18 protein-coding genes are annotated in these 17,640 nt (G+C 36.8%); 12 read left to right on the forward strand and 6 right to left on the reverse strand.

Annotated elements, in window-relative coordinates; genetic code table 11:
- Positions 1 to 179: 179 nt before the first annotated feature.
- From ACIQZA_RS19150 to ACIQZA_RS19165, 4 genes are all read right to left on the reverse strand, one after another.
- On the reverse strand, positions 180 to 1,094 hold the full coding sequence (locus ACIQZA_RS19150; RefSeq protein ID WP_402883434.1) for a DMT family transporter: 915 nt from the start codon (positions 1,092 to 1,094) through the stop codon (positions 180 to 182).
- Between the two features lie 254 nt (positions 1,095 to 1,348).
- The gene (locus tag ACIQZA_RS19155; RefSeq protein WP_402883433.1) at positions 1,349 to 2,599 is read right to left on the reverse strand and encodes a glutamate-5-semialdehyde dehydrogenase; all 1,251 of its coding nucleotides are present in this window, start codon (positions 2,597 to 2,599) and stop codon (positions 1,349 to 1,351) included.
- Between the two features lie 12 nt (positions 2,600 to 2,611).
- A complete protein-coding gene (proB, locus tag ACIQZA_RS19160; protein WP_142510833.1) occupies positions 2,612 to 3,706 on the reverse strand; it encodes a glutamate 5-kinase in 1,095 nt (364 codons plus the stop codon).
- A gap of 487 nt (positions 3,707 to 4,193) precedes the next feature.
- Complete coding sequence (locus ACIQZA_RS19165; RefSeq protein WP_402883432.1) at positions 4,194 to 4,577, reverse strand: sodium:proton antiporter; 384 nt, start codon at positions 4,575 to 4,577, stop codon at positions 4,194 to 4,196.
- A 289-nt stretch (positions 4,578 to 4,866) separates the two neighbouring features.
- Here ACIQZA_RS19165 and ACIQZA_RS19170 point away from each other — a divergent pair, with 289 nt between their 5' ends.
- Both ACIQZA_RS19170 and ACIQZA_RS19175 read left to right on the forward strand, forming a co-directional pair.
- Complete coding sequence (locus ACIQZA_RS19170) at positions 4,867 to 5,490, forward strand: LysE family translocator (protein WP_402883431.1); 624 nt, start codon at positions 4,867 to 4,869, stop codon at positions 5,488 to 5,490.
- Positions 5,491 to 5,504: 14 nt separating this feature from the next.
- Positions 5,505 to 6,302: a DUF1835 domain-containing protein gene (locus ACIQZA_RS19175; RefSeq protein WP_402883429.1), complete on the forward strand. Its 798-nt coding sequence runs from the start codon at positions 5,505 to 5,507 to the stop codon at positions 6,300 to 6,302.
- A 159-nt stretch (positions 6,303 to 6,461) separates the two neighbouring features.
- Here ACIQZA_RS19175 and ACIQZA_RS19180 read toward each other — a convergent pair whose 3' ends face one another.
- A complete protein-coding gene (locus tag ACIQZA_RS19180) occupies positions 6,462 to 7,343 on the reverse strand; it encodes a LysR family transcriptional regulator (RefSeq protein WP_142510837.1) in 882 nt (293 codons plus the stop codon).
- 440 nt (positions 7,344 to 7,783) lie between these two features.
- Between ACIQZA_RS19180 and ACIQZA_RS19185 the strand changes: the two genes are divergently transcribed.
- Both ACIQZA_RS19185 and brnQ read left to right on the forward strand, forming a co-directional pair.
- A complete protein-coding gene (locus ACIQZA_RS19185) occupies positions 7,784 to 8,536 on the forward strand; it encodes an alpha/beta hydrolase (protein ID WP_142510838.1) in 753 nt (250 codons plus the stop codon).
- 254 nt (positions 8,537 to 8,790) lie between these two features.
- Positions 8,791 to 10,137 carry a branched-chain amino acid transport system II carrier protein gene (gene brnQ / locus ACIQZA_RS19190; RefSeq protein ID WP_402883428.1) on the forward strand — a complete coding sequence of 449 codons (1,347 nt, stop codon included), beginning with the start codon at positions 8,791 to 8,793 and terminating at the stop codon, positions 10,135 to 10,137.
- Positions 10,138 to 10,199: 62 nt separating this feature from the next.
- On the opposite strand, the gene ACIQZA_RS19195 is transcribed toward brnQ, so the two are convergent.
- The gene (locus ACIQZA_RS19195; protein ID WP_402883426.1) at positions 10,200 to 10,958 is read right to left on the reverse strand and encodes an SDR family oxidoreductase; all 759 of its coding nucleotides are present in this window, start codon (positions 10,956 to 10,958) and stop codon (positions 10,200 to 10,202) included.
- Positions 10,959 to 11,154: 196 nt separating this feature from the next.
- Here ACIQZA_RS19195 and ACIQZA_RS19200 point away from each other — a divergent pair, with 196 nt between their 5' ends.
- The 8 genes from ACIQZA_RS19200 (at position 11,155) to ACIQZA_RS19235 (ending at position 17,511) form a co-directional block, all read left to right on the forward strand.
- Positions 11,155 to 11,724 (forward strand): TetR/AcrR family transcriptional regulator, encoded by a 570-nt coding sequence (locus ACIQZA_RS19200; protein ID WP_400935801.1) that lies wholly within the window; start codon positions 11,155 to 11,157, stop codon positions 11,722 to 11,724.
- A 391-nt stretch (positions 11,725 to 12,115) separates the two neighbouring features.
- Positions 12,116 to 12,439 (forward strand): PadR family transcriptional regulator, encoded by a 324-nt coding sequence (locus tag ACIQZA_RS19205; protein ID WP_402883424.1) that lies wholly within the window; start codon positions 12,116 to 12,118, stop codon positions 12,437 to 12,439.
- Complete coding sequence (locus ACIQZA_RS19210; RefSeq protein WP_402883423.1) at positions 12,432 to 12,968, forward strand: DUF2812 domain-containing protein; 537 nt, start codon at positions 12,432 to 12,434, stop codon at positions 12,966 to 12,968. Before ACIQZA_RS19205 ends, ACIQZA_RS19210 begins: the two co-directional genes overlap by 8 nt.
- A gap of 193 nt (positions 12,969 to 13,161) precedes the next feature.
- A complete protein-coding gene (locus ACIQZA_RS19215; RefSeq protein ID WP_402883422.1) occupies positions 13,162 to 13,692 on the forward strand; it encodes a DUF2812 domain-containing protein in 531 nt (176 codons plus the stop codon).
- A gap of 11 nt (positions 13,693 to 13,703) precedes the next feature.
- Positions 13,704 to 14,609 (forward strand): ABC transporter ATP-binding protein, encoded by a 906-nt coding sequence (locus ACIQZA_RS19220; protein ID WP_402883421.1) that lies wholly within the window; start codon positions 13,704 to 13,706, stop codon positions 14,607 to 14,609.
- Entirely contained in the window at positions 14,587 to 15,837 is a 1,251-nt protein-coding gene (locus tag ACIQZA_RS19225) for an ABC transporter permease (protein ID WP_403009945.1), read from the forward strand. The genes ACIQZA_RS19220 and ACIQZA_RS19225 overlap by 23 nt, the downstream gene beginning before the upstream one ends.
- A gap of 202 nt (positions 15,838 to 16,039) precedes the next feature.
- Positions 16,040 to 16,165, forward strand: a complete 126-nt coding sequence (locus tag ACIQZA_RS19230; protein WP_403009948.1) for a hypothetical protein — start codon at positions 16,040 to 16,042, stop codon at positions 16,163 to 16,165.
- Between the two features lie 173 nt (positions 16,166 to 16,338).
- Positions 16,339 to 17,511, forward strand: coding sequence for a toxic anion resistance protein (locus ACIQZA_RS19235; protein WP_402883419.1), 1,173 nt, complete (start codon positions 16,339 to 16,341; stop codon positions 17,509 to 17,511).
- The last annotated feature ends 129 nt before the right edge of the window (positions 17,512 to 17,640 follow it).

Raw genomic sequence — 17,640 nt, forward strand, 5'->3', positions numbered from 1 at the left:
GTGGGCTTTCCGTCGCTCTGGTAGGTTATCCACGACTTTGGCGGCTCAATCCATCACTTTGACCTTTCTATCCGTCGCTCAGCACGACCGTTCCATCAAGTACTTAGACTGAGTTCCTTATTTCAGTAGATGTTTAGATATCACCTGAAAAGGAACTACACCTTTCCATCTTTTCACCTTTAGAGGTGGGTGGGGTCCGTAGCTGACGCTTCGCTTCCGCTACGAGGCACACGCTTTTTCTTCGGTACGTAAATTGTGTAAAAAATGCTACCAAAAATTAATACAATACCAGCTGTTTGCATGAAGCTCGGCATAAAATCAAGCAATAGCATATCAAGCAATATAGCCACAACCGGGTCAACAAATACTAATACTGAAACTAGAATGGTAGAAAGGCTACGAATACTATCAAAAAATAAATAGTAAACAAATCCTGTATGAATAAAGCCCGTTCCTAAAATATATAGCCAGTTTGTTGTCGTTAAGCTCTCAAATAATGAAAAATTAACAAATGGCAATAGTATGATAATTCCGACTGCGGTTTGGATATATGTTAAGGCATAGGAGCTAAGCTTTGTGATTGTTTTACTTGTGAGCATCGTAAACGCGTAAAACAATGCAGACAGTAATGCCCAAATAAAACCTGATTTCATAAATTCAGAGAGTGACATAAAATTATTTAAACCAATAATGAGCATACTGCCGATAAAGCAGGTTACTGTTGCTAGCAATGCTTGAATAGTCATCTTTTCTTTTAAAAACAATGCGCCAAATATTAATACGAATATAGGTGCTAAATTATAGATTGAAATGGCAATGGAAATTGACATTTCTTCAAAGGCTTTAAATAAAAATACCCAGTTTAAGACAATAAAGACACCGCATAGAAGTGTACGTAATATTTCTTTTTTATCCCATATCTCTGTTTTATGACCACCTGTGATCAGCCACATTCCTCCTAAAAAGAGGGTGGCGCAAATACATCTAACAAATACTAGCTCGGTAGCAGGTACGCCAGTATGAATGGTAAAAAATCCAATAGAGCCAAAAAGGGCCATTGATACAGTTAGTTTGATAATCGCTGAAATGTTCATCCAAAACCTTCTTTCTATAAATTATTATAATTCTTGTCGCTTGTAAAAGGGGGAAACTTAACGTTTCGCTCCGTTTTCAAAGTTTTTCGCTTAGGTAGAGTTAGTAACTGCTCGGCTAATAGAAGAATCTTCGCAGTTACAGTTTCAAACTGCCTCATCTTGGAGAAGAATTCGCCCCTAGTCCTCTACAAATCTTAAGGAAAGAAGGCCGACAGGTGACATACGCTGTCGACTCTTCATTAATAGTTCTACAATTATTCCCGGATTTGGCCGTTACCGTGAATGAAATACTTTGTTGATGTTAATGCTGGTAAACCCATTGGACCACGAGCGTGTAATTTTTGCGTACTAATACCGATTTCTGCACCGTAGCCAAATTCAAAACCGTCTGTGAAGCGAGTGGAGGCATTGTGATAAACAGCTGCAGCATCCACGCTATTTAAGAACGTATCTGCTACTAACTGATCCTCAGTCATGATGGCTTCAGAGTGGTTCGTGCCGTATTTATTAATGTGTTCGATTGCTTCATAAACGTTTTCCACAATTTTAACGCTGATCTTTAAATCTAAATATTCAGTTGCATAGTCTTCCGCTGTTGCTAGTTGAGCGAATTCAAGAGCTTGACAAACAGTTTCATCACCAATAATTGTCACACCTGCTTGATGCATAGCACTTAGTAGCTGTGTGCCGTGCTCCTTAAACCAATCAGGATGAATAAGTAAGCTTTCCGCTGTATTACAAACCGATGGGCGTTGCGTTTTCGCATTGATACAAATTTTTTCTGTTTTTATGTAATCGGCCGAATGGTCCACATAAATATGACAGTTGCCAGCACCTGTCTCTAGTACTGGTACAGTGGCTTCGTTTACTACTAAATCAATAAGTGCTTTTCCGCCACGAGGAATTAATACATCTAAGTATTCTTTTAAATGGAATAATTCTTTGACAGTTTCACGATTCGTATCCTCGATTAATTGTATAGCGTCCACAGGGATAGACGTTTTGCTAAGTGCACGATGTATACTTGCCACAAGTGCTACATTAGAAAATTTGGCAGAAGAGCTACCACGTAAAATGACTGCATTACCTGTTTTCAATGATAATGTTGCCGCATCCACTGTCACATTAGGTCGCGCCTCGTAAATCATCCCGATAACGCCAATTGGCACTTGACGCTTTTCAATCAATAGTCCATTATCTTTTTCTATTCTCTCTAGAAGACTACCTACTGGATCATTTAATTCAATAAGTAACTGAATAGCACTTGACATAGCTTCCACTCGTTCTTTGTTTAGCATGATGCGATCAAGTGTAGAAGCAGGCATTCCTTGTTTCTCACCATGAGCTAAATCCTTTGCATTTTCAGCAATGATAGTGTCTTGGTCAATGATTAATTGCTCAGCAATTTTTGTGAGAGCCTCATTTTTTTCGCAAGTTGTTTTAATATTTAAAATATAGCTGGCGGCTTTTGCTAGCTTTCCTTTTTGTTGAACTTCACTTGTCATGTGAATTCCTCCTTAATTTGTTTGAATTTTTAGCCATTTATCTCGGTGTATGACCTCAATAGGATAATTCGCTAACTCATCTGTACGTTTTCCCATCGCATGTGCTAACTCCAGAGAAGAATATAAGACCTCACCACGACCAAGCAGTCCCTTGTCACTGTGGACCTCGACAACGTCTCCATTTTCGAAGTCGCCTTCGACACGGTATACACCAGCGGGTAACAAGCTTTTCCCATTTGCCAATAAGGCATGCTCAGCACCGCTATCTATAAAAATTTTACCAGATACTTCCGTGAGTGCAATCCACTGTTTATTATTTGTTAAAACAGCAAGCGCATCATGCTCAACATACGTACCATCACCATGTCCTTCCAAGATGTCGACAAGCTTTTTAGCACCGTGCCCAGTTCCAATAAACACTTTGACACCTGCATTTAAAGCTGCTCGAGCTGCCAGTAATTTGGATTCCATACCACCTGTACCGACCTTCGAGCCTGCACCGTCTGCAAAACCAAGCATCTCATCAGATACCTCTGTTAAACGATCAATCCGTTTGGCATGTGGGTTTTTATTTGGATTGGCGTTATACAAACCATTGATGTCTGTTAAGATAATGAGCTGATCGGCATGAACAAGACCACTTACTAGTGCCGATAACATGTCGTTATCTCCAAAGGTTAATTCGCTAACAGATACCGTATCGTTTTCGTTAACGATTGGTAGTATGGAGCGCTCAAATAATTCTTCAAATGTAGCATAGGCATTTTTATAGCGCTCCTTTTTTGAAAAATCAGTACGTGTTAATAAAATTTGAGCAGGTACAATATCATAAATGCTAAATAGAGCATTGTAAATTTGAATAAGTAAACTTTGCCCAACTGCCGCCGCAGCCTGCTTTCCTTTTACTGTGACGGGACGAGAAGGGTACCCTAGCTGTTTAAAGCCTGCTGCAACTGCACCTGATGAAACTAGTAATACTTCATGACCGTCTTTTTTTAATTCAGCTATCGCTTGAACATGGTCCATTAAACGTATTTTATCAATTTCACCTTTTGCATTTGTTAAGGAGCTACTCCCAATTTTGACGACGATTCTTTTTCTTTCCATTACAATACCTCCAATTTGCCATTACATTTGCAATATGATTTAAACTTTAGCAGCTGTTAAGATTCGCTAAAAATAAAAAAACCTTTTCATCCTAATAAATTAGGACGAAAAGGTTTGCTTTCCGTGGTACCACCTACATTGAACGTCATTGACATTCCACTTTGCTCATAACGCTTGAGACTGCGCCTAGTTTAGCTAGGACGTATTACGAAGTAGGTTCTTTAGTCTTTCTTGTGCAATGCCTTACAGCCGATGGGCATCGCTCTCTGATCAAGTAGTTTCTAGGTACTAGTCTTCGCCGCTTTTATTTTTATAATAGAATATCTTTTTTGAATGATATCTCATTCCTCAAAAAGTAATTGAATAAAGAATGCACTACTTTAACAAGTCTGTCAAGCTGATTAGGAATGTTAATAAAAAGTTTCGAATAAATAAGTAGGTAATACTAAACAATCGAGGGTACGTTGAGAGGGAAGCACAACTTTGTTTAATTGTACCACCAGATTGCGACTAATAGTGGGAGCATCGCTATAACAATTACGAAAAAGCTCCATAATAATTGCGTTCCTGAAGACATATTTTTAGGTTTTATACTCATTTGTTCATATAGTTCGTTGATGGCACGTTGTTCTTTAGCATAAAGCATAGTTTGAAATTCATCGTAATCTTGAATATAACTTGAGGGAGGGCGAGGGCTAAAACGTAAACTTCGAATATCATCAGTAATCTCTTTTTCACCCATAAAATAAGTAATAACTGGCGCTAACCCTGAATTTTGTGTAGCTTGTACTTCGATATCATGTGTTTTCATTTTATAATAGACATTTCCTTGCTCGTCTTCATATTGCTTTACAATATCACTTACTGCCATCGACAAACACCTCTTTCTCCAAAACAATACGACCTTTACGTTATGATAATATTCATTATAATGTATGAAAAGAGAAAAGTGTTGCTTAAGCAAGTATAATTGGTTAGATGTTTTTTGCGAAAATTTAGAAAAAAGGGAATCGTCGTGTAGTATAATGGAAATAAAACCACATTATAATGGTTCTTTTCTAAAAGTAATTGTTTATTATCGAAAGTTGGGTGTGACATTTTGTTAAAACATATGTTAGGTTGATGAGCCTATTTAAAAGTAATGGAAAGAAGGGGTAGTATTGACGTTTTCAACGTTATTGGCGTTTTTAGGAGCAGCAATTATTTTAACATTTATGCCTGGACCAGATAATTTATTTGTTCTTGCGCAAAGTATTACACAGGATAAAAAGGCTGGTATAGCGACATCACTTGGTCTTTGTACAGGTTTGCTCGTTCATATAGGAGCGGCTGTTCTAGGAATCTCAGCGATTATTTATCAATCAACAGTTATTTTTTCTATTGTTAAGTTTGCAGGAGCAGCGTATTTATTGTATTTAGCTTGGCAATCGTTTCGCGCGAAAGGTGATCCATTCACGCTGGAACAGCAAAATGAACAAGCCTGTATGACATTATATCGAAAAGGCATTTTAATGAATATTTTAAATCCAAAAGTTTCTTTATTTTTCTTAGCACTATTGCCACAGTTTGTAAATCCTTCTAATGGCCATGTAAGTTTACAGATGTTAATTTTGGGTTTTGTATTTTTAGTACAAGCGCTTTTGCTATTTTCATTATTTAGCATTTTTGCCGGTAAAGTAAGGGAGGTGATTATTGGTAAACCTGCAATTGCTAAACGATTAAATATGATTCAAGGCGTACTTTTCACTTTTATTGGGATACAAATAGCGCTGAGTAAACAGTAAAATGGGGGATATTTATGGCAATTTTACATATAACGTTTAGCTTATCTACACAAGGTTCGATAAAGCATGCAATACGACAGCATCATTTACAACGAGATGAATCAGTGCTTAGTGTCAATGAGATTTTCTCGATTGGTCCACTAAGCAGCGCAGAAGAACGAAAAACCTGGTTAGAAGCCTATATCTTTAGGGACAATGAAGAACGTAAGTTGTACGAGGATCTTCAACAGGCATGGAAGAAAAAAATTGCAGGTTTACCGTGCGATGTCGATGTCTGGGTTTGGTATAGCCAAAGTACTCATGAAGAGATTGGGTTACGTCTTATTATGAGCGAATTGATTAATAAATATAGTATGGTATATGGGATTGATGTTACAGAGGGTCTAAAGCGTGTACAGCCAAACTTGAGGATTCGTCAATCAGGTGAACTTTCAGCAGATTTGCTCATGAAACTCCGTTCTGAGGCAAAGCGCTTTTCTATTGATGAGTGTCAGCAACTTGCAAAGGAATGGGAAGAGCTGAAACAAAACCATAGTACACTGCGAATTTGGCAAGATGGAATTGTACATGTAGCGGAAGACGCATTGGATCCAATTATTATGGAATGTGCGGAAAGAGCCCATGCCGAACTAAATGAAGAATGGCTTATACCGATGCGTATCATCGGTGAAACACTTGGTGCAATTGATGACTATTTAAGTGAAGAGTTTGTTGAGAAACGCCTGATGACCCTTGCAAAACAGGGGCTTTTTGAGCTTAATGGAGATACAACAGATATGTATTCGTATCAATTAAAATATGTAGTGAAATAAAGTAGCATCTTTGCAGTAACCACCTTTCATTTGGAGAAGGTGGTTTATTGTTGTTCAAGAAAATTGAAAATTATCTTTATGGAACGCTCTTCGTAAAAAAAGCGAGTAACCATTGTTACTCACTTGGGCACAATTTTTATGAATGATAGTGGCTTGCCATTACTTTTCTTCGTAAAAATCGAATACAAATTGTTGAAATTGCCTTGCTGAAGGTGGAAGATATCGATTTTCAATCCAAGCCATACCTATTATCCGTTCACAAACCATATCCTCTACACGAATTTTAGCTAATTTATTCGGATTCAAGTCTTCATCCACAGGTAGCAACGAGACGCCAAGCCCAGCACCTACAAAACCAGCAACTGTTGATACCTCATCACCTTCAAAAGTAATCTTCGGTTTGATACCTGCAGCATTTAATAATTTATCAGCTGTACGGCGCATTGCGTAACCCTTTTTCATCAGAACAAAATTCTCATGTTCAAGTTCCTTCATTTTAATGCTTGTCCGGTTAGCGAAGGGATGGTCGATCGGCACCATAATAAAAAGCTCATCACGCCACAGCTCCTTCCAGCAAACAGGCGGCTCCGTGTCAATCGATGCAAGTAAACAAAGGTCTAACTCTCCCGCGAGTAATTGCTTAAGCTGGGAATGAGAGTAATTTTGTGTAAAGTGAAAGCGTATATGCGGATGGTTCTGACGGAAAGCGCGAATCAAATCAGGTACGATGCTAGTCCCTAGTGTATGTAAAAAACCGAGTGATACATCTCCTAGCTCTGGATTATTGAGCTCCTGTAATTCTAGAACGGCTTTTTCATATTCCTTACGCATGCGTTGGACACGATACAAAAAAAGCTCGCCATATCGGTTGAGCATAATCGAACGTCCTTGACGGTCGAACAAGGGTACTCCTAATTCCTCTTCAAGCTTTGAAATCGAACGACTTAATGCTGGTTGAGAGATCGCTAATGTTTCAGCTGCACGAGTCATATGCTCAAGCTTTGCTACTGTGACAAAGTATTCCAATTGTTGCCATTCCATTATTTCACCTCTATTCTCGTTATTTTTGAGTTAACAGCATTATAACGGTAAAAGAGTAGGAAGTATAGGCACATAAAGTGAAACTTTAATGAGTGGGATTTTTCCCACTCATTATTAATCTTCACTAATCGGGCTTTTATGGGCAGTTCATCCCTCACCTAATTTCTTTGAATTCACAGAATTTTGACTTCGTTTTTGATACAGATAAATTATTGCCCGTTAATGCTGGAAAAAAAGATTTTAAAAACTTTGCACTTAAAAATGAAATGTGAAAAAAAAAGTAACAAAAAGCGTTATATAACAGTCATTAACCTCACATCGTTAATGCATGAAACACATTAATATGATAAAAACTATAAATTGTACATTATGAATAAAGGGTGTTAAGATAGACACATAAATTACACAATTACAAATTTCCGTGAAGGGGATACTATAAAATGAATTTAACTAAGCCACAACCTCTAACTATTGAGGGAGGCAAAAAAGCCGTACTATTATTGCATGGATTCACAGGTAGCACAAAAGATGTGAAAAAGCTAGGAGAATTTTTATCAAAACGTGGTTATACGGTTCATGCACCGATTTATAGTGGGCATGGTGTAGAACCAGAAGCGTTACTTGAAACAAGACCAGAAGACTGGTGGAACGATGTTGTGGAAGGTTATAACTTCTTAAAAAGTAAAGGCTATGAGGAAATTGCTGTAGCAGGGATTTCACTTGGCGGTGTATTTTCTTTAAAAGTAGCGGAGACGTTTCCAGTTAAAGCAGTTGTTGCAATGTGTGCACCTATAACACGCGACAATTCTAAAGGTTTATTTACTCGACTTTATCATTACGCTCGTTTATATAAACATTTTGAAAATAAATCAAAAGATCAAATTATTTCTGAATTACATGAACTACGTATTACACCAAAGGATTCATTAGACGGTGTTACACGTTTAACTACAGAAACACGCGATGAATTATCTACAATTAAAGCACCTACATTAATACTGCAAGGTTCATTAGATGATGATCTTTATCAAGAAAGTGCACCATTCATTTTAGACACTGTAGAAACTGATGATAAAGAGATTATTTGGTATGAAAATTCTGGTCATATTATTACATTAGATAAAGAACGTGAAAAAGTGTATGAGGACGTATACAAGTTTTTAGATCACATAGATTGGTCTGTAGCAAACTAAGGAGCTGTCAGCAGACAGCTCTTTTCGTTTTCTCTATTTCCCCCCGAAAGAAGTCCTCACTTCCAAACGCGAAGGTGTGTGACAGCACCAGTGAAAGTGGGAGATGAATTTCGGTTAGGTGTAGCCTAGTTTAAAAAGAAAAAACAACTATTGTTTTTTAAATAAATGCTATGTTAATATAGTGGAATTGTAATGAGAAATCTCTTCATATAAATTGTTTGCAATGGTTAAATACATCTAAGGAGTACATCAAAATGCAACAGAAAATACCTTTTTCAACATATGCAGTCATTGGCACAATGCTTTTCGGACTGTATTTTGGAGCAGGGAATCTTATTTTTCCAATTCAGCTTGGACAATTAGCAGGGACCAACTTTTGGTTTGGCTTAATTGGATTTTTAGTAACAGCTATCGGTTTACCGTTTCTAGGTATTTTAGCTATCGGTTTATCAGGTAGTGACGGTTTGCGTGACTTAGCGAGCCGTGTCCACCCGTTATTCGGTGTCATCTTTTCGTTAGCTCTCTATTTAACGATCGGTCCTTTTTTTGCGATTCCACGTACAGCGACAGTTCCGTTTGTTGTTGGCTTTGAACCGTATATACAAGCGGAGCACACAACACTTTTACTTGCTTTATTTAGTTTCGTATTTTTTGCCATCGTTTTTTATTTCTCATTGAATCCAGCGAAAATTATGGATTATATCGGAAAATATTTAACACCAGCATTTTTGATTGTGTTATTTATTTTAATTATTATTAGTATTGTAAAACCGATGGGCCATTTCCAGCAGCCAATCGGAGATTATATTGATTCGGCATTTATGACAGGCTTTAAAGAAGGCTATAACACAATGGATGCTTTAGCCTCATTAGCTTTTGGTATTGTTGTAATTAACGCGATTAAAAGCGCAGGAATATCAGATAGAAAGGAAATTGCTAAAGCAACGTGGAAATCTGGTATTTTCGCCATGGCATTAATGACGTTAATATACGGTTTAATAACGTATATGGGGGCATCGAGTATTGATGCTGTTGGTACATTTGATAACGGTGGCTTAATATTTGCCGCAGTGGCAGATCACTATTTTGGATCATACGGGGCTATTTTATTAGCAGTTATAATTGTCCTTGCTTGTTTAAAGACAAGTATTGGCTTAATCACATCTTGTAGTGAGTTTTTCCACGAAGTGTTCCCGAAATTAAGCTATAAATGGTTTGTTTTTTTATTGTGCGTTGTGTCATTTACAATCGCCAACTTCGGATTAACGAATATTATTAAGTTTGCCATTCCAGTGCTGATGTTCTTATACCCGCTAGCAATTGTCTTAATTGTCCTTGCATTATGCTCATCACTATTTAAAAATAAACAAACGGTATATGCGATTGCTATGATTTTTACAATTTTTATTAGTGTAATTGATGGTTATAAAGCGTTAGTGGGTAGTATTCCTGCAGCGAAATTGGGTATTTTTGATGCGATTGAAAAAGCTTATTCCAACTTTTTACCTTTTTACGACATGGGCTTAGGATGGATATTACCAGCGTTAATTGGTGTTTTTATAGGATGCTTATTCCCAGCAAGAAGAGCGGGAAAAATTTAAATAAAAATGATCAAAAGCACGCACAATGGATTTCATGTGCGTGCTTTTTCGTATGTTGAAGCTTAGTAAGCTGTCCAGCCACCATCTACAGTAATTACTTGTCCGTTGACAAAACTTGCTTCATCTGAGCCAAGTAATATAGCGAGCTGAGCAATTTCCTCAGGTTGTCCCGCACGTGGGTTTATAGCTAAACCTAGTGCTTGACGAGCTACACCTGTTTGACTCACATTTGTCATGGAAGAAGCAATGTTTGTGATCACTGCACCTGGAGCGATACCATTACAGCGAATATTTTTATCTGCATACATAAATGCTGTATTTTTTGTTAGACCAACAACAGCATGCTTAGAAGCAGTGTAGGCAGCCCCAGCACGAGCGCCATATAAACCACCAGCAGAGATATTGTTTACAAAAACTCCATGTCCTTGAGCAAGGAAAATCTCTGTTGCCATACGCATCGAACGCATTACGGCAGTTGTATTCACCGCGAATACTTTGTCCCAACGTTCATCAGAAACTTCACCGACTGGCTCCATGCCATCCATAATACCAGCATTATTCACTAGAATATCTAATTTGCCATAAGCATTTTTTGTTTCATCAAATAAGCGTTGTAAGTCTTCTGTTGATGCAACATTTGTTTGAATAGCGATCGCTGAGCCACCAGTTGCTTGGATACTTTCAACAACTGCTTGTGCACCTTCTAAATTTAAGTCGGAAACTACGACCTTTGCTCCTTCTTTGGCATAACCTTCTGCAATTGCTTTACCCATACCTGACGCTGCACCTGTTACGATAGCTACTTTATCTTCTAATCTCATCTCAAAAACCTCCTATAATTTATGTTCTTTCACCAGCGTTTGTTCCAGTGATTTCGAGGATATAAAATGTTAAATATTGAACATGTGTTCATTAAAATAATATAATGATTTTGTAAGCGATTTCAATGCGCAAAATACTAAGAACTGTTCAGTAATCAACACATCTAAAAAATCTGTTTAGTAAGGGGAAGAAAATTTGAGTGCTAACGATTTAAGAGTTGTCAAAACGAAGCAAGCATTACATAATGCTTTACTAACGTTATTGAGTGAGAAGCCTTTAGAAAACATTACAATCGCAGAAATTTGTCGGGTGGCAAAGGTAAATAGGGGTACCTTCTACTTGCACTATGAGCAAAAGGAAGGCCTATTTGAGGAATACTTTCAGGAAATTATGAGGGATTTGAATAATTCCTATGAAGAACCGTATCGTGTAGTAACAACATTGGATAAAAACCAAATAGATCCAAATACTATTCGTATTTTTCATCATATTGAGCGCTTTAAAATGTTCTATCGTATTGTTTTTTCCAAGAATGTGCCGCTGACATACTATTACATGTTATTTGATGGAATTTTTGCTCTGCTAAAAAGAGATATCGCACTCCATAATAATGTACATGATGAGATATCCATTGAGTATTATAGTGCGTATCAAGCAAACGCAATTATTGGCCTAATCATTCAATGGTATCGTCAAGATTTTGTGGATAGCGTAAGTACCTTAAATAAACAACTTGCCGGTATTTTGCGAATTGGTGAACAGTGATGAAGAGTTGATTAGAAGTGTAGAACAAAATAGGCGAATATCACTCATTTGTCAAAACTATTACGAATTAAGGTGTCATATTAATGTACAGCTCTCCTGCAAAATGAGGGGGTGATTTCCGTTCCGACTGAGCGCTTTGTTGCTGTCGCTTCGCTTTCGCACAGAGCAAAGCTTCCTGGGGGCGTCCGATGAGCCGCTTGGGGCAACAGATGTTTTTTGTGCGAAAGCGTAGTGTAACGTAGCGGCAAAAGCTTCCGAAGGCAATTATGCCGAGGTATAATTAATAACTTTTTATGGAAAAATAGCGTTGACAACTATATCGTCAGCTGATATATTTTAATTATATCAGCTGACGATATATTGTTGGACGATATAAAAAAGGGGGATTTGTATGACGCAAGAGTATCCGCCATTAACAGAAGGCGTTTATTATATTTTATTAGCTTTATTTGATGCAAGACATGGTTACGGCATCATGCAATTGGTAGAGGAAATGAGTGATGGTCGTGTTCGGCTTGGAGCGGGGACGATTTATGGAGCAATCAAAACTTTACTCGAGCGAGGATGGATTGAGGCGCTAGAAGGTGATGGACGAAAAAAGGAGTACATCATTACAGAGAGTGGAAAAAAAGTCGTTGAATACGAAATTTTAAGATTAAGGGAACTTTTTGACAACGGCATCCGTATAACGAAGGTGGATGGAACAAATGGATAAATATCGATTGGCCGTTAACCCGTATGATATTGAGAAATGGGTTAACGATATGGCAAGACAAGGTTGGCATTTAAAAAAGTTCGCTTGGATACGTTTTACATTCGAACGTGGAGAACCAGGTAGCTATATTTATCGGCATGATGAATTAGAGCGATATGGTGCCTCATATGAAGACGAATACTTTGAATTTCTGAGGTCCTCAGGAATTGAACAGGTAGATCGTTCTGGCAATTTCGTCTTCTTTAGGAAACTAGCAAATGATGGACCTTTTGAACTTTACTCTGATAAGAAAAATAAAATTAATAAGCTGTCCCAAAGAATTTCCGTGCTACTATCGCTTATCCTTCTTAATTTGGCTATAGGACTAATTGGTCTGAGTGGGATTTTTTCAACACACGCAATAGACTGGATGAAATTATCAATGAATATCACTAATATTCTTGTAGTCGTGTTTTTTTCTATTCCATTATTAAAACTTGTTCGTGTGCGCAATAAATTGAAGAAGGATTTGAATCTGTTTACAGATTAGTATAGTAGACTGTTCAATTTTGCATTAATGCCAATTAGAAAGCTACATAAGTATGGGATTTCGTATTTGCCTCATAATTATTTTCTGGGAAATCAGAAAAAACAATCAATAGTTATAAAACTATTATCAAGGCGCATATTTAACCAGGAGTTCGCATCAGTTTTATACGATTAAAGATTGGAGGTGGGACTTTATGAAAAAAAGAGTGTATCGTTTTTTTCTTGATTATGAAAAGGAAGAAGCATGGGTAAATGAAATGGCGGAACAAGGTTGGCATCTAAAGCGTACAACGGTGGGATACTTTATTTTTGAAAAAGGAGAACCTGGTCAATATATTTATCGCAATGAACTAGTCAAAGGCAAAAACCAGGAATACTATGACTTTTTAGACACGATGAATATTGAGTTTGTTTCAAAATTTGGAGTATGGGCTTATTACCGTAAAAAGAAATCAGAAGGTCCATTTGAATTATTTTCAGATAGTTCTTCGAAAATAAAGTATTTAAAATCAATAAGCCGTCTTTTTATATCCGTAGCATTTCTTAATTTATTAATTGGATTTATCAATCTTTATATTGGACTTGGTGAATCAACGGAAAGATTCTTAAATACGGGATTATCATTCTTGAATTTTGTAGTCGTAATAATTATGTGTATGCAAATTTTGAAGGTTGAAAGACGTAAAAAAGGACTACAACAGGAATTACATATATTTGAAGCGTAGGAGGGAAAAGGATGACATTACAATTAGAACATGTCACGAAGAAATACAAAGACTTCACAGCAGTCGACAACTTAAATTTTACCATTGAAAAAGGGGAGATTTTTGGGCTGATTGGACAAAATGGAGCCGGTAAAACAACGACGTTCCGAATGATTCTAGATTTACAGGAGACAACGGCGGGTACGATTACGTGGGATGGCAAATCCGTTAATGCCATCAACCGTGATGTACTTGGCTATTTACCAGAGGAACGAGGCATTTTTCCGACGATGAAGGTAGAGGATCAGCTTTACTTTTTTGGCGAGCTACGTGGTATGAAGAAGTCGGTGTTAAAGAAGGAGATTGATTATTGGATTAACCGATTTGAGCTCGAAGAAAGACGCAAAGATAAGGCTGAAACTTTGTCAAAAGGGAACCAGCAAAAAGTACAACTGATTGCTAGCTTTATTCATAAACCGCAGTTCTTAATACTAGACGAACCATTCAGTGGACTTGATCCTGTGAATAAAGATTTACTGAAAGATGCAATATTGCATTTAAAAGAACAGGGCACAACGATTTTGTTCTCTAGTCACCAGATGGATAATGTAGAGGAGCTATGCGATCATCTTTGTCTATTAAAACGAGGAGTCTCTCTGTTTTCAGGCAGTCTACTAGATTTAAAGAAACAATACGGAAAAACTAGATTGGCAGTACGTACAGAATGGTCGACAACTCAATTGTTGACGCTTGAGGGAGTCAAAGATGTTCGAGTGGAGAAAGAGCAAACTGTGCTCACTCTAGAGGATGAGAGCTATGCACAAAGCATTTTCGAGAAGTTTTCCAATGGTAAATATATAGAAAAATTCAGCTTAGATTATTTATCGTTAGATGAGATCTTTAAAGATAAGGTGGGTGGCAACGTTGTCGAAGTTTAATTTATTAATGAAACAGCTTTACACATCAAAAATAAAATCAAAATCCTTTGTTGTAATGACATGCATTTATATACTTGGGATGTCTGTTGCAGTTTTTTGGTCAGATATTAAAGAACTTTTTACGGGTGATGATCAAGCGCAACAAATTGCAATCGTCAATGAAACGACAGCTGATTTAAGTGGTCTCTTTGTATCGAATGGCGATATGGAATTTATACAAAATGAATCGAATATAACGGAACTAGAGAAAAAGGTCAAAGACGAAAAGCTAGATGCAATCGTTAAAATAACAGATCAAGATGGACAGCTACATGCTGAAATTGCCACTTTCACTCCATTGAAATTAAATGATCAAGGTGCGATAAATTCGATTCTTCAACTTGCTGGTCAAAATTATGCTGTACAACAGTTATCATTAACGCCAGACCAAGCAGCTCAAATTATGGATGCCAAAACGATTATTACTGATAAAAACTTAAATACAGAGTCTACAGGTGGTAAAAGCGAAGAAGAAAAACAATCAGGACAATTTGTATCTTATGCAGTTGGTATTTTAATTTATTTCTTTATTTCTACATTCCTATCTATGATTACAACGGAAATTGCGACTGAAAAAGGTTCACGTGCAATGGAAATGCTACTAGTAAGTGTAAAACCAGCTACCCATTTTAAAGCAAAAATTGCTGGTGTACTATTACTCGCATTAACACAGATGAGTATGATTATAGTTGTCTTCCTAATCTATGCGAAATTTGCGAAGAACGGTGTTATTTGGGATATGGCAGCTAGTATCGTTAGTGAATTATCGATTGGTTATGTGATATATGCCGTGCTATTCTTACTATTAACAATTATTCTTTATTTAATTGTAGGCGCATTATTCGGTTCTTTAGTGTCTAAAGTTGAAGAAGCAGGTCAAGTATTAATGCCAGCCATGATGATTACATTAATTGGTTTCTATGTTATGTTATCAGGAATGGGGAATCCGGATACTCTTATCATTAAGATATTCTCTTATATTCCATTTACATCAGGAATGATTATGCCGATGCGTATCGGGGCTACTGATATTGGCGTAATGGTACCACTTCTATCGTTAGGTATTTTAATAGCGACAATTATTGTTGCTTATTTATTCAGTATTTCATTCTATAAACGCAGCGTGCTAACATATAGTTCAGGTGGCGTTATTAAGAAAATTAAAACTGTCCTAAAAGTGACTACATGATGATGAAAGCAGCTACATTAAGTAGCTGCTTTTTTCATCGTTATGGCGCACAATCAGAGCAGGAACCAACCCTAGGTCATGGGGATAAAGCCTAAATATACTAGTGTTAGAAAACTATGTAAAGTATTTCGTGGATAAAGTCGAATTTCCAAATGAAACAAGCTATAATTTATAGAATAGGGTGAAGTTTTGTTATTCAAGAATGATTGAAGCATTAAAAAAATCACCTAGTCAACGCCTAGCAACACAAGAGGAGAGAGAACAGTTCTTTGTGAAACTTGAGCAGCAGCTACCTATGCGTGATGAGTTGGGCAAAAATCTTAAATAATCGTGAGCAATTAAAGCTTTTTGTCAATAGTTCTAATATATCTCATTAGCTTTCAACTAGAGCATCATGAGGGTTCAGTGACTCTTGTTTTGTAAAACTTGACTAAAATGAAACTTTTTCAGCTTGGAATCGTATGTAAATAAAAGAGATAAATCGCAGGGGGTAAAATTTTTATGTCTGAATTCGACAACGACCTATTAAAATCAAAGGATCCATTTGCATCAGAAAATCCATTACTACAGCCTAATCCATTATTGCAGGTAGAGCAAGAGCCAAAAAAACCAGTACTTGTTTCTGAGCAAGAGCTATCACAAATTGCTCAAAATCAACTTGCTTTAAAGCAAGATCCTGAGGTTCATGCATTAGCACAAAAAATTGATGTGAAAGACCAAATTGCTATGCTAGAGCTTGGAAAAGAAACTGCGAATGGTATTTCTACTTTTTCAGATAAAATGCTAGCAACGATGAAAACAAGCAAGCTTGAGGAATCAAGTGTATTATTAAATAATTTAAATAGAATTATGGATAAATTTGATCCCAAAGATTTTGCGGAGGATAAAAAAGGTGGCTTCCTTACTAAGCTGTTTAGTAAAGGAAAGGAACAATTAGAAAAGTTTCTATCCAAATATGACAGCATGAACAAGGAAGTGGATGTCATTTTCCGCGAGGTTCAAAAATACGAAGGTGAAATGAAACGTAATACCATTGATCTTGAAAATTTATATGATCAAAACTTAAATTACTTCCAAACTTTAAGTAAATTTATTGCGGCAATTGAAGTGAAAACAGATGAAGTACGTTCATCCTTACCAGCACTTGAACAAAAATCACAAACTGGTGATCAGTTAGCGGCAATGGAATATGAAACGATGGTACGTGCCGTTGATTTACTAGAACAACGTCGTTATGATTTAGAAATGGCGCAACAAGTTTCATTCCAATCTGCTCCACAAATTCGATTAATGCAGCAAGGGAATAACCATTTAATTGCTAAAATTAACTCTGCGTTTGTGACGACAATTCCTATATTTAAGCAAGGACTTATCCATGCGGTGACGTTAAAACGCCAAAAGCTTATTTCAGATTCAATGAGTGAATTAGACCGTCGTACGAATGAAATGCTTGTACGAAATGCAGAAAATATTAGTAAAAATAGTGTTAATATCGCGCGTGCGGCTGGTAGCCCAAGCATTAAAATCGAAACAATTGAAACGACATGGCAAACAATTATGTCTGGTATTCAAGAAACGAAGCAAATTCAAGCAGAAACAGCAAGAAATCGAGAGGAAGGCCGTAAACGTATTGAACGTCTGCAGCTTGAATATGAAAAACTGAAAAAAATGTAATCGTAAAGCTTCTTGCATATTACCTTGCAAGAAGCTTTTTTTGACAAAATAGAAATTCCTCATTATGATAAGATAAATGAGAATGATTATCAAAGAAGAAGGAAGAGGAAATATGCTAAACAATGCAAT

It is taken from the genome of Lysinibacillus sp. NPDC096382 (genome assembly GCF_044762845.1).
Taxonomy (GTDB): Bacteria; Bacillota; Bacilli; order Bacillales_A; family Planococcaceae; genus Lysinibacillus.

What these genes read in the sequence shown, in the direction of transcription:
- ACIQZA_RS19210 (WP_402883423.1), top strand. Translation starts at nt 12,432, where the DNA reads ATGGATAAATATCGATTGGCCGTTAACCCGTATGATATTGAGAAATGG.
- proB (WP_142510833.1), bottom strand. Translation starts at nt 3,706, where the DNA reads ATGGAAAGAAAAAGAATCGTCGTCAAAATTGGGAGTAGCTCCTTAACA.
- ACIQZA_RS19150 (WP_402883434.1), bottom strand. Translation starts at nt 1,094, where the DNA reads ATGAACATTTCAGCGATTATCAAACTAACTGTATCAATGGCCCTTTTT.
- ACIQZA_RS19180 (WP_142510837.1), bottom strand. Translation starts at nt 7,343, where the DNA reads ATGGAATGGCAACAATTGGAATACTTTGTCACAGTAGCAAAGCTTGAG.
- brnQ (WP_402883428.1), top strand. Translation starts at nt 8,791, where the DNA reads ATGCAACAGAAAATACCTTTTTCAACATATGCAGTCATTGGCACAATG.
- ACIQZA_RS19175 (WP_402883429.1), top strand. Translation starts at nt 5,505, where the DNA reads ATGGCAATTTTACATATAACGTTTAGCTTATCTACACAAGGTTCGATA.
- ACIQZA_RS19215 (WP_402883422.1), top strand. Translation starts at nt 13,162, where the DNA reads ATGAAAAAAAGAGTGTATCGTTTTTTTCTTGATTATGAAAAGGAAGAA.
- ACIQZA_RS19155 (WP_402883433.1), bottom strand. Translation starts at nt 2,599, where the DNA reads ATGACAAGTGAAGTTCAACAAAAAGGAAAGCTAGCAAAAGCCGCCAGC.
- ACIQZA_RS19230 (WP_403009948.1), top strand. Translation starts at nt 16,040, where the DNA reads ATGATTGAAGCATTAAAAAAATCACCTAGTCAACGCCTAGCAACACAA.
- ACIQZA_RS19165 (WP_402883432.1), bottom strand. Translation starts at nt 4,577, where the DNA reads ATGGCAGTAAGTGATATTGTAAAGCAATATGAAGACGAGCAAGGAAAT.
- ACIQZA_RS19220 (WP_402883421.1), top strand. Translation starts at nt 13,704, where the DNA reads ATGACATTACAATTAGAACATGTCACGAAGAAATACAAAGACTTCACA.
- ACIQZA_RS19235 (WP_402883419.1), top strand. Translation starts at nt 16,339, where the DNA reads ATGTCTGAATTCGACAACGACCTATTAAAATCAAAGGATCCATTTGCA.
- ACIQZA_RS19205 (WP_402883424.1), top strand. Translation starts at nt 12,116, where the DNA reads ATGACGCAAGAGTATCCGCCATTAACAGAAGGCGTTTATTATATTTTA.
- ACIQZA_RS19195 (WP_402883426.1), bottom strand. Translation starts at nt 10,958, where the DNA reads ATGAGATTAGAAGATAAAGTAGCTATCGTAACAGGTGCAGCGTCAGGT.
- ACIQZA_RS19185 (WP_142510838.1), top strand. Translation starts at nt 7,784, where the DNA reads ATGAATTTAACTAAGCCACAACCTCTAACTATTGAGGGAGGCAAAAAA.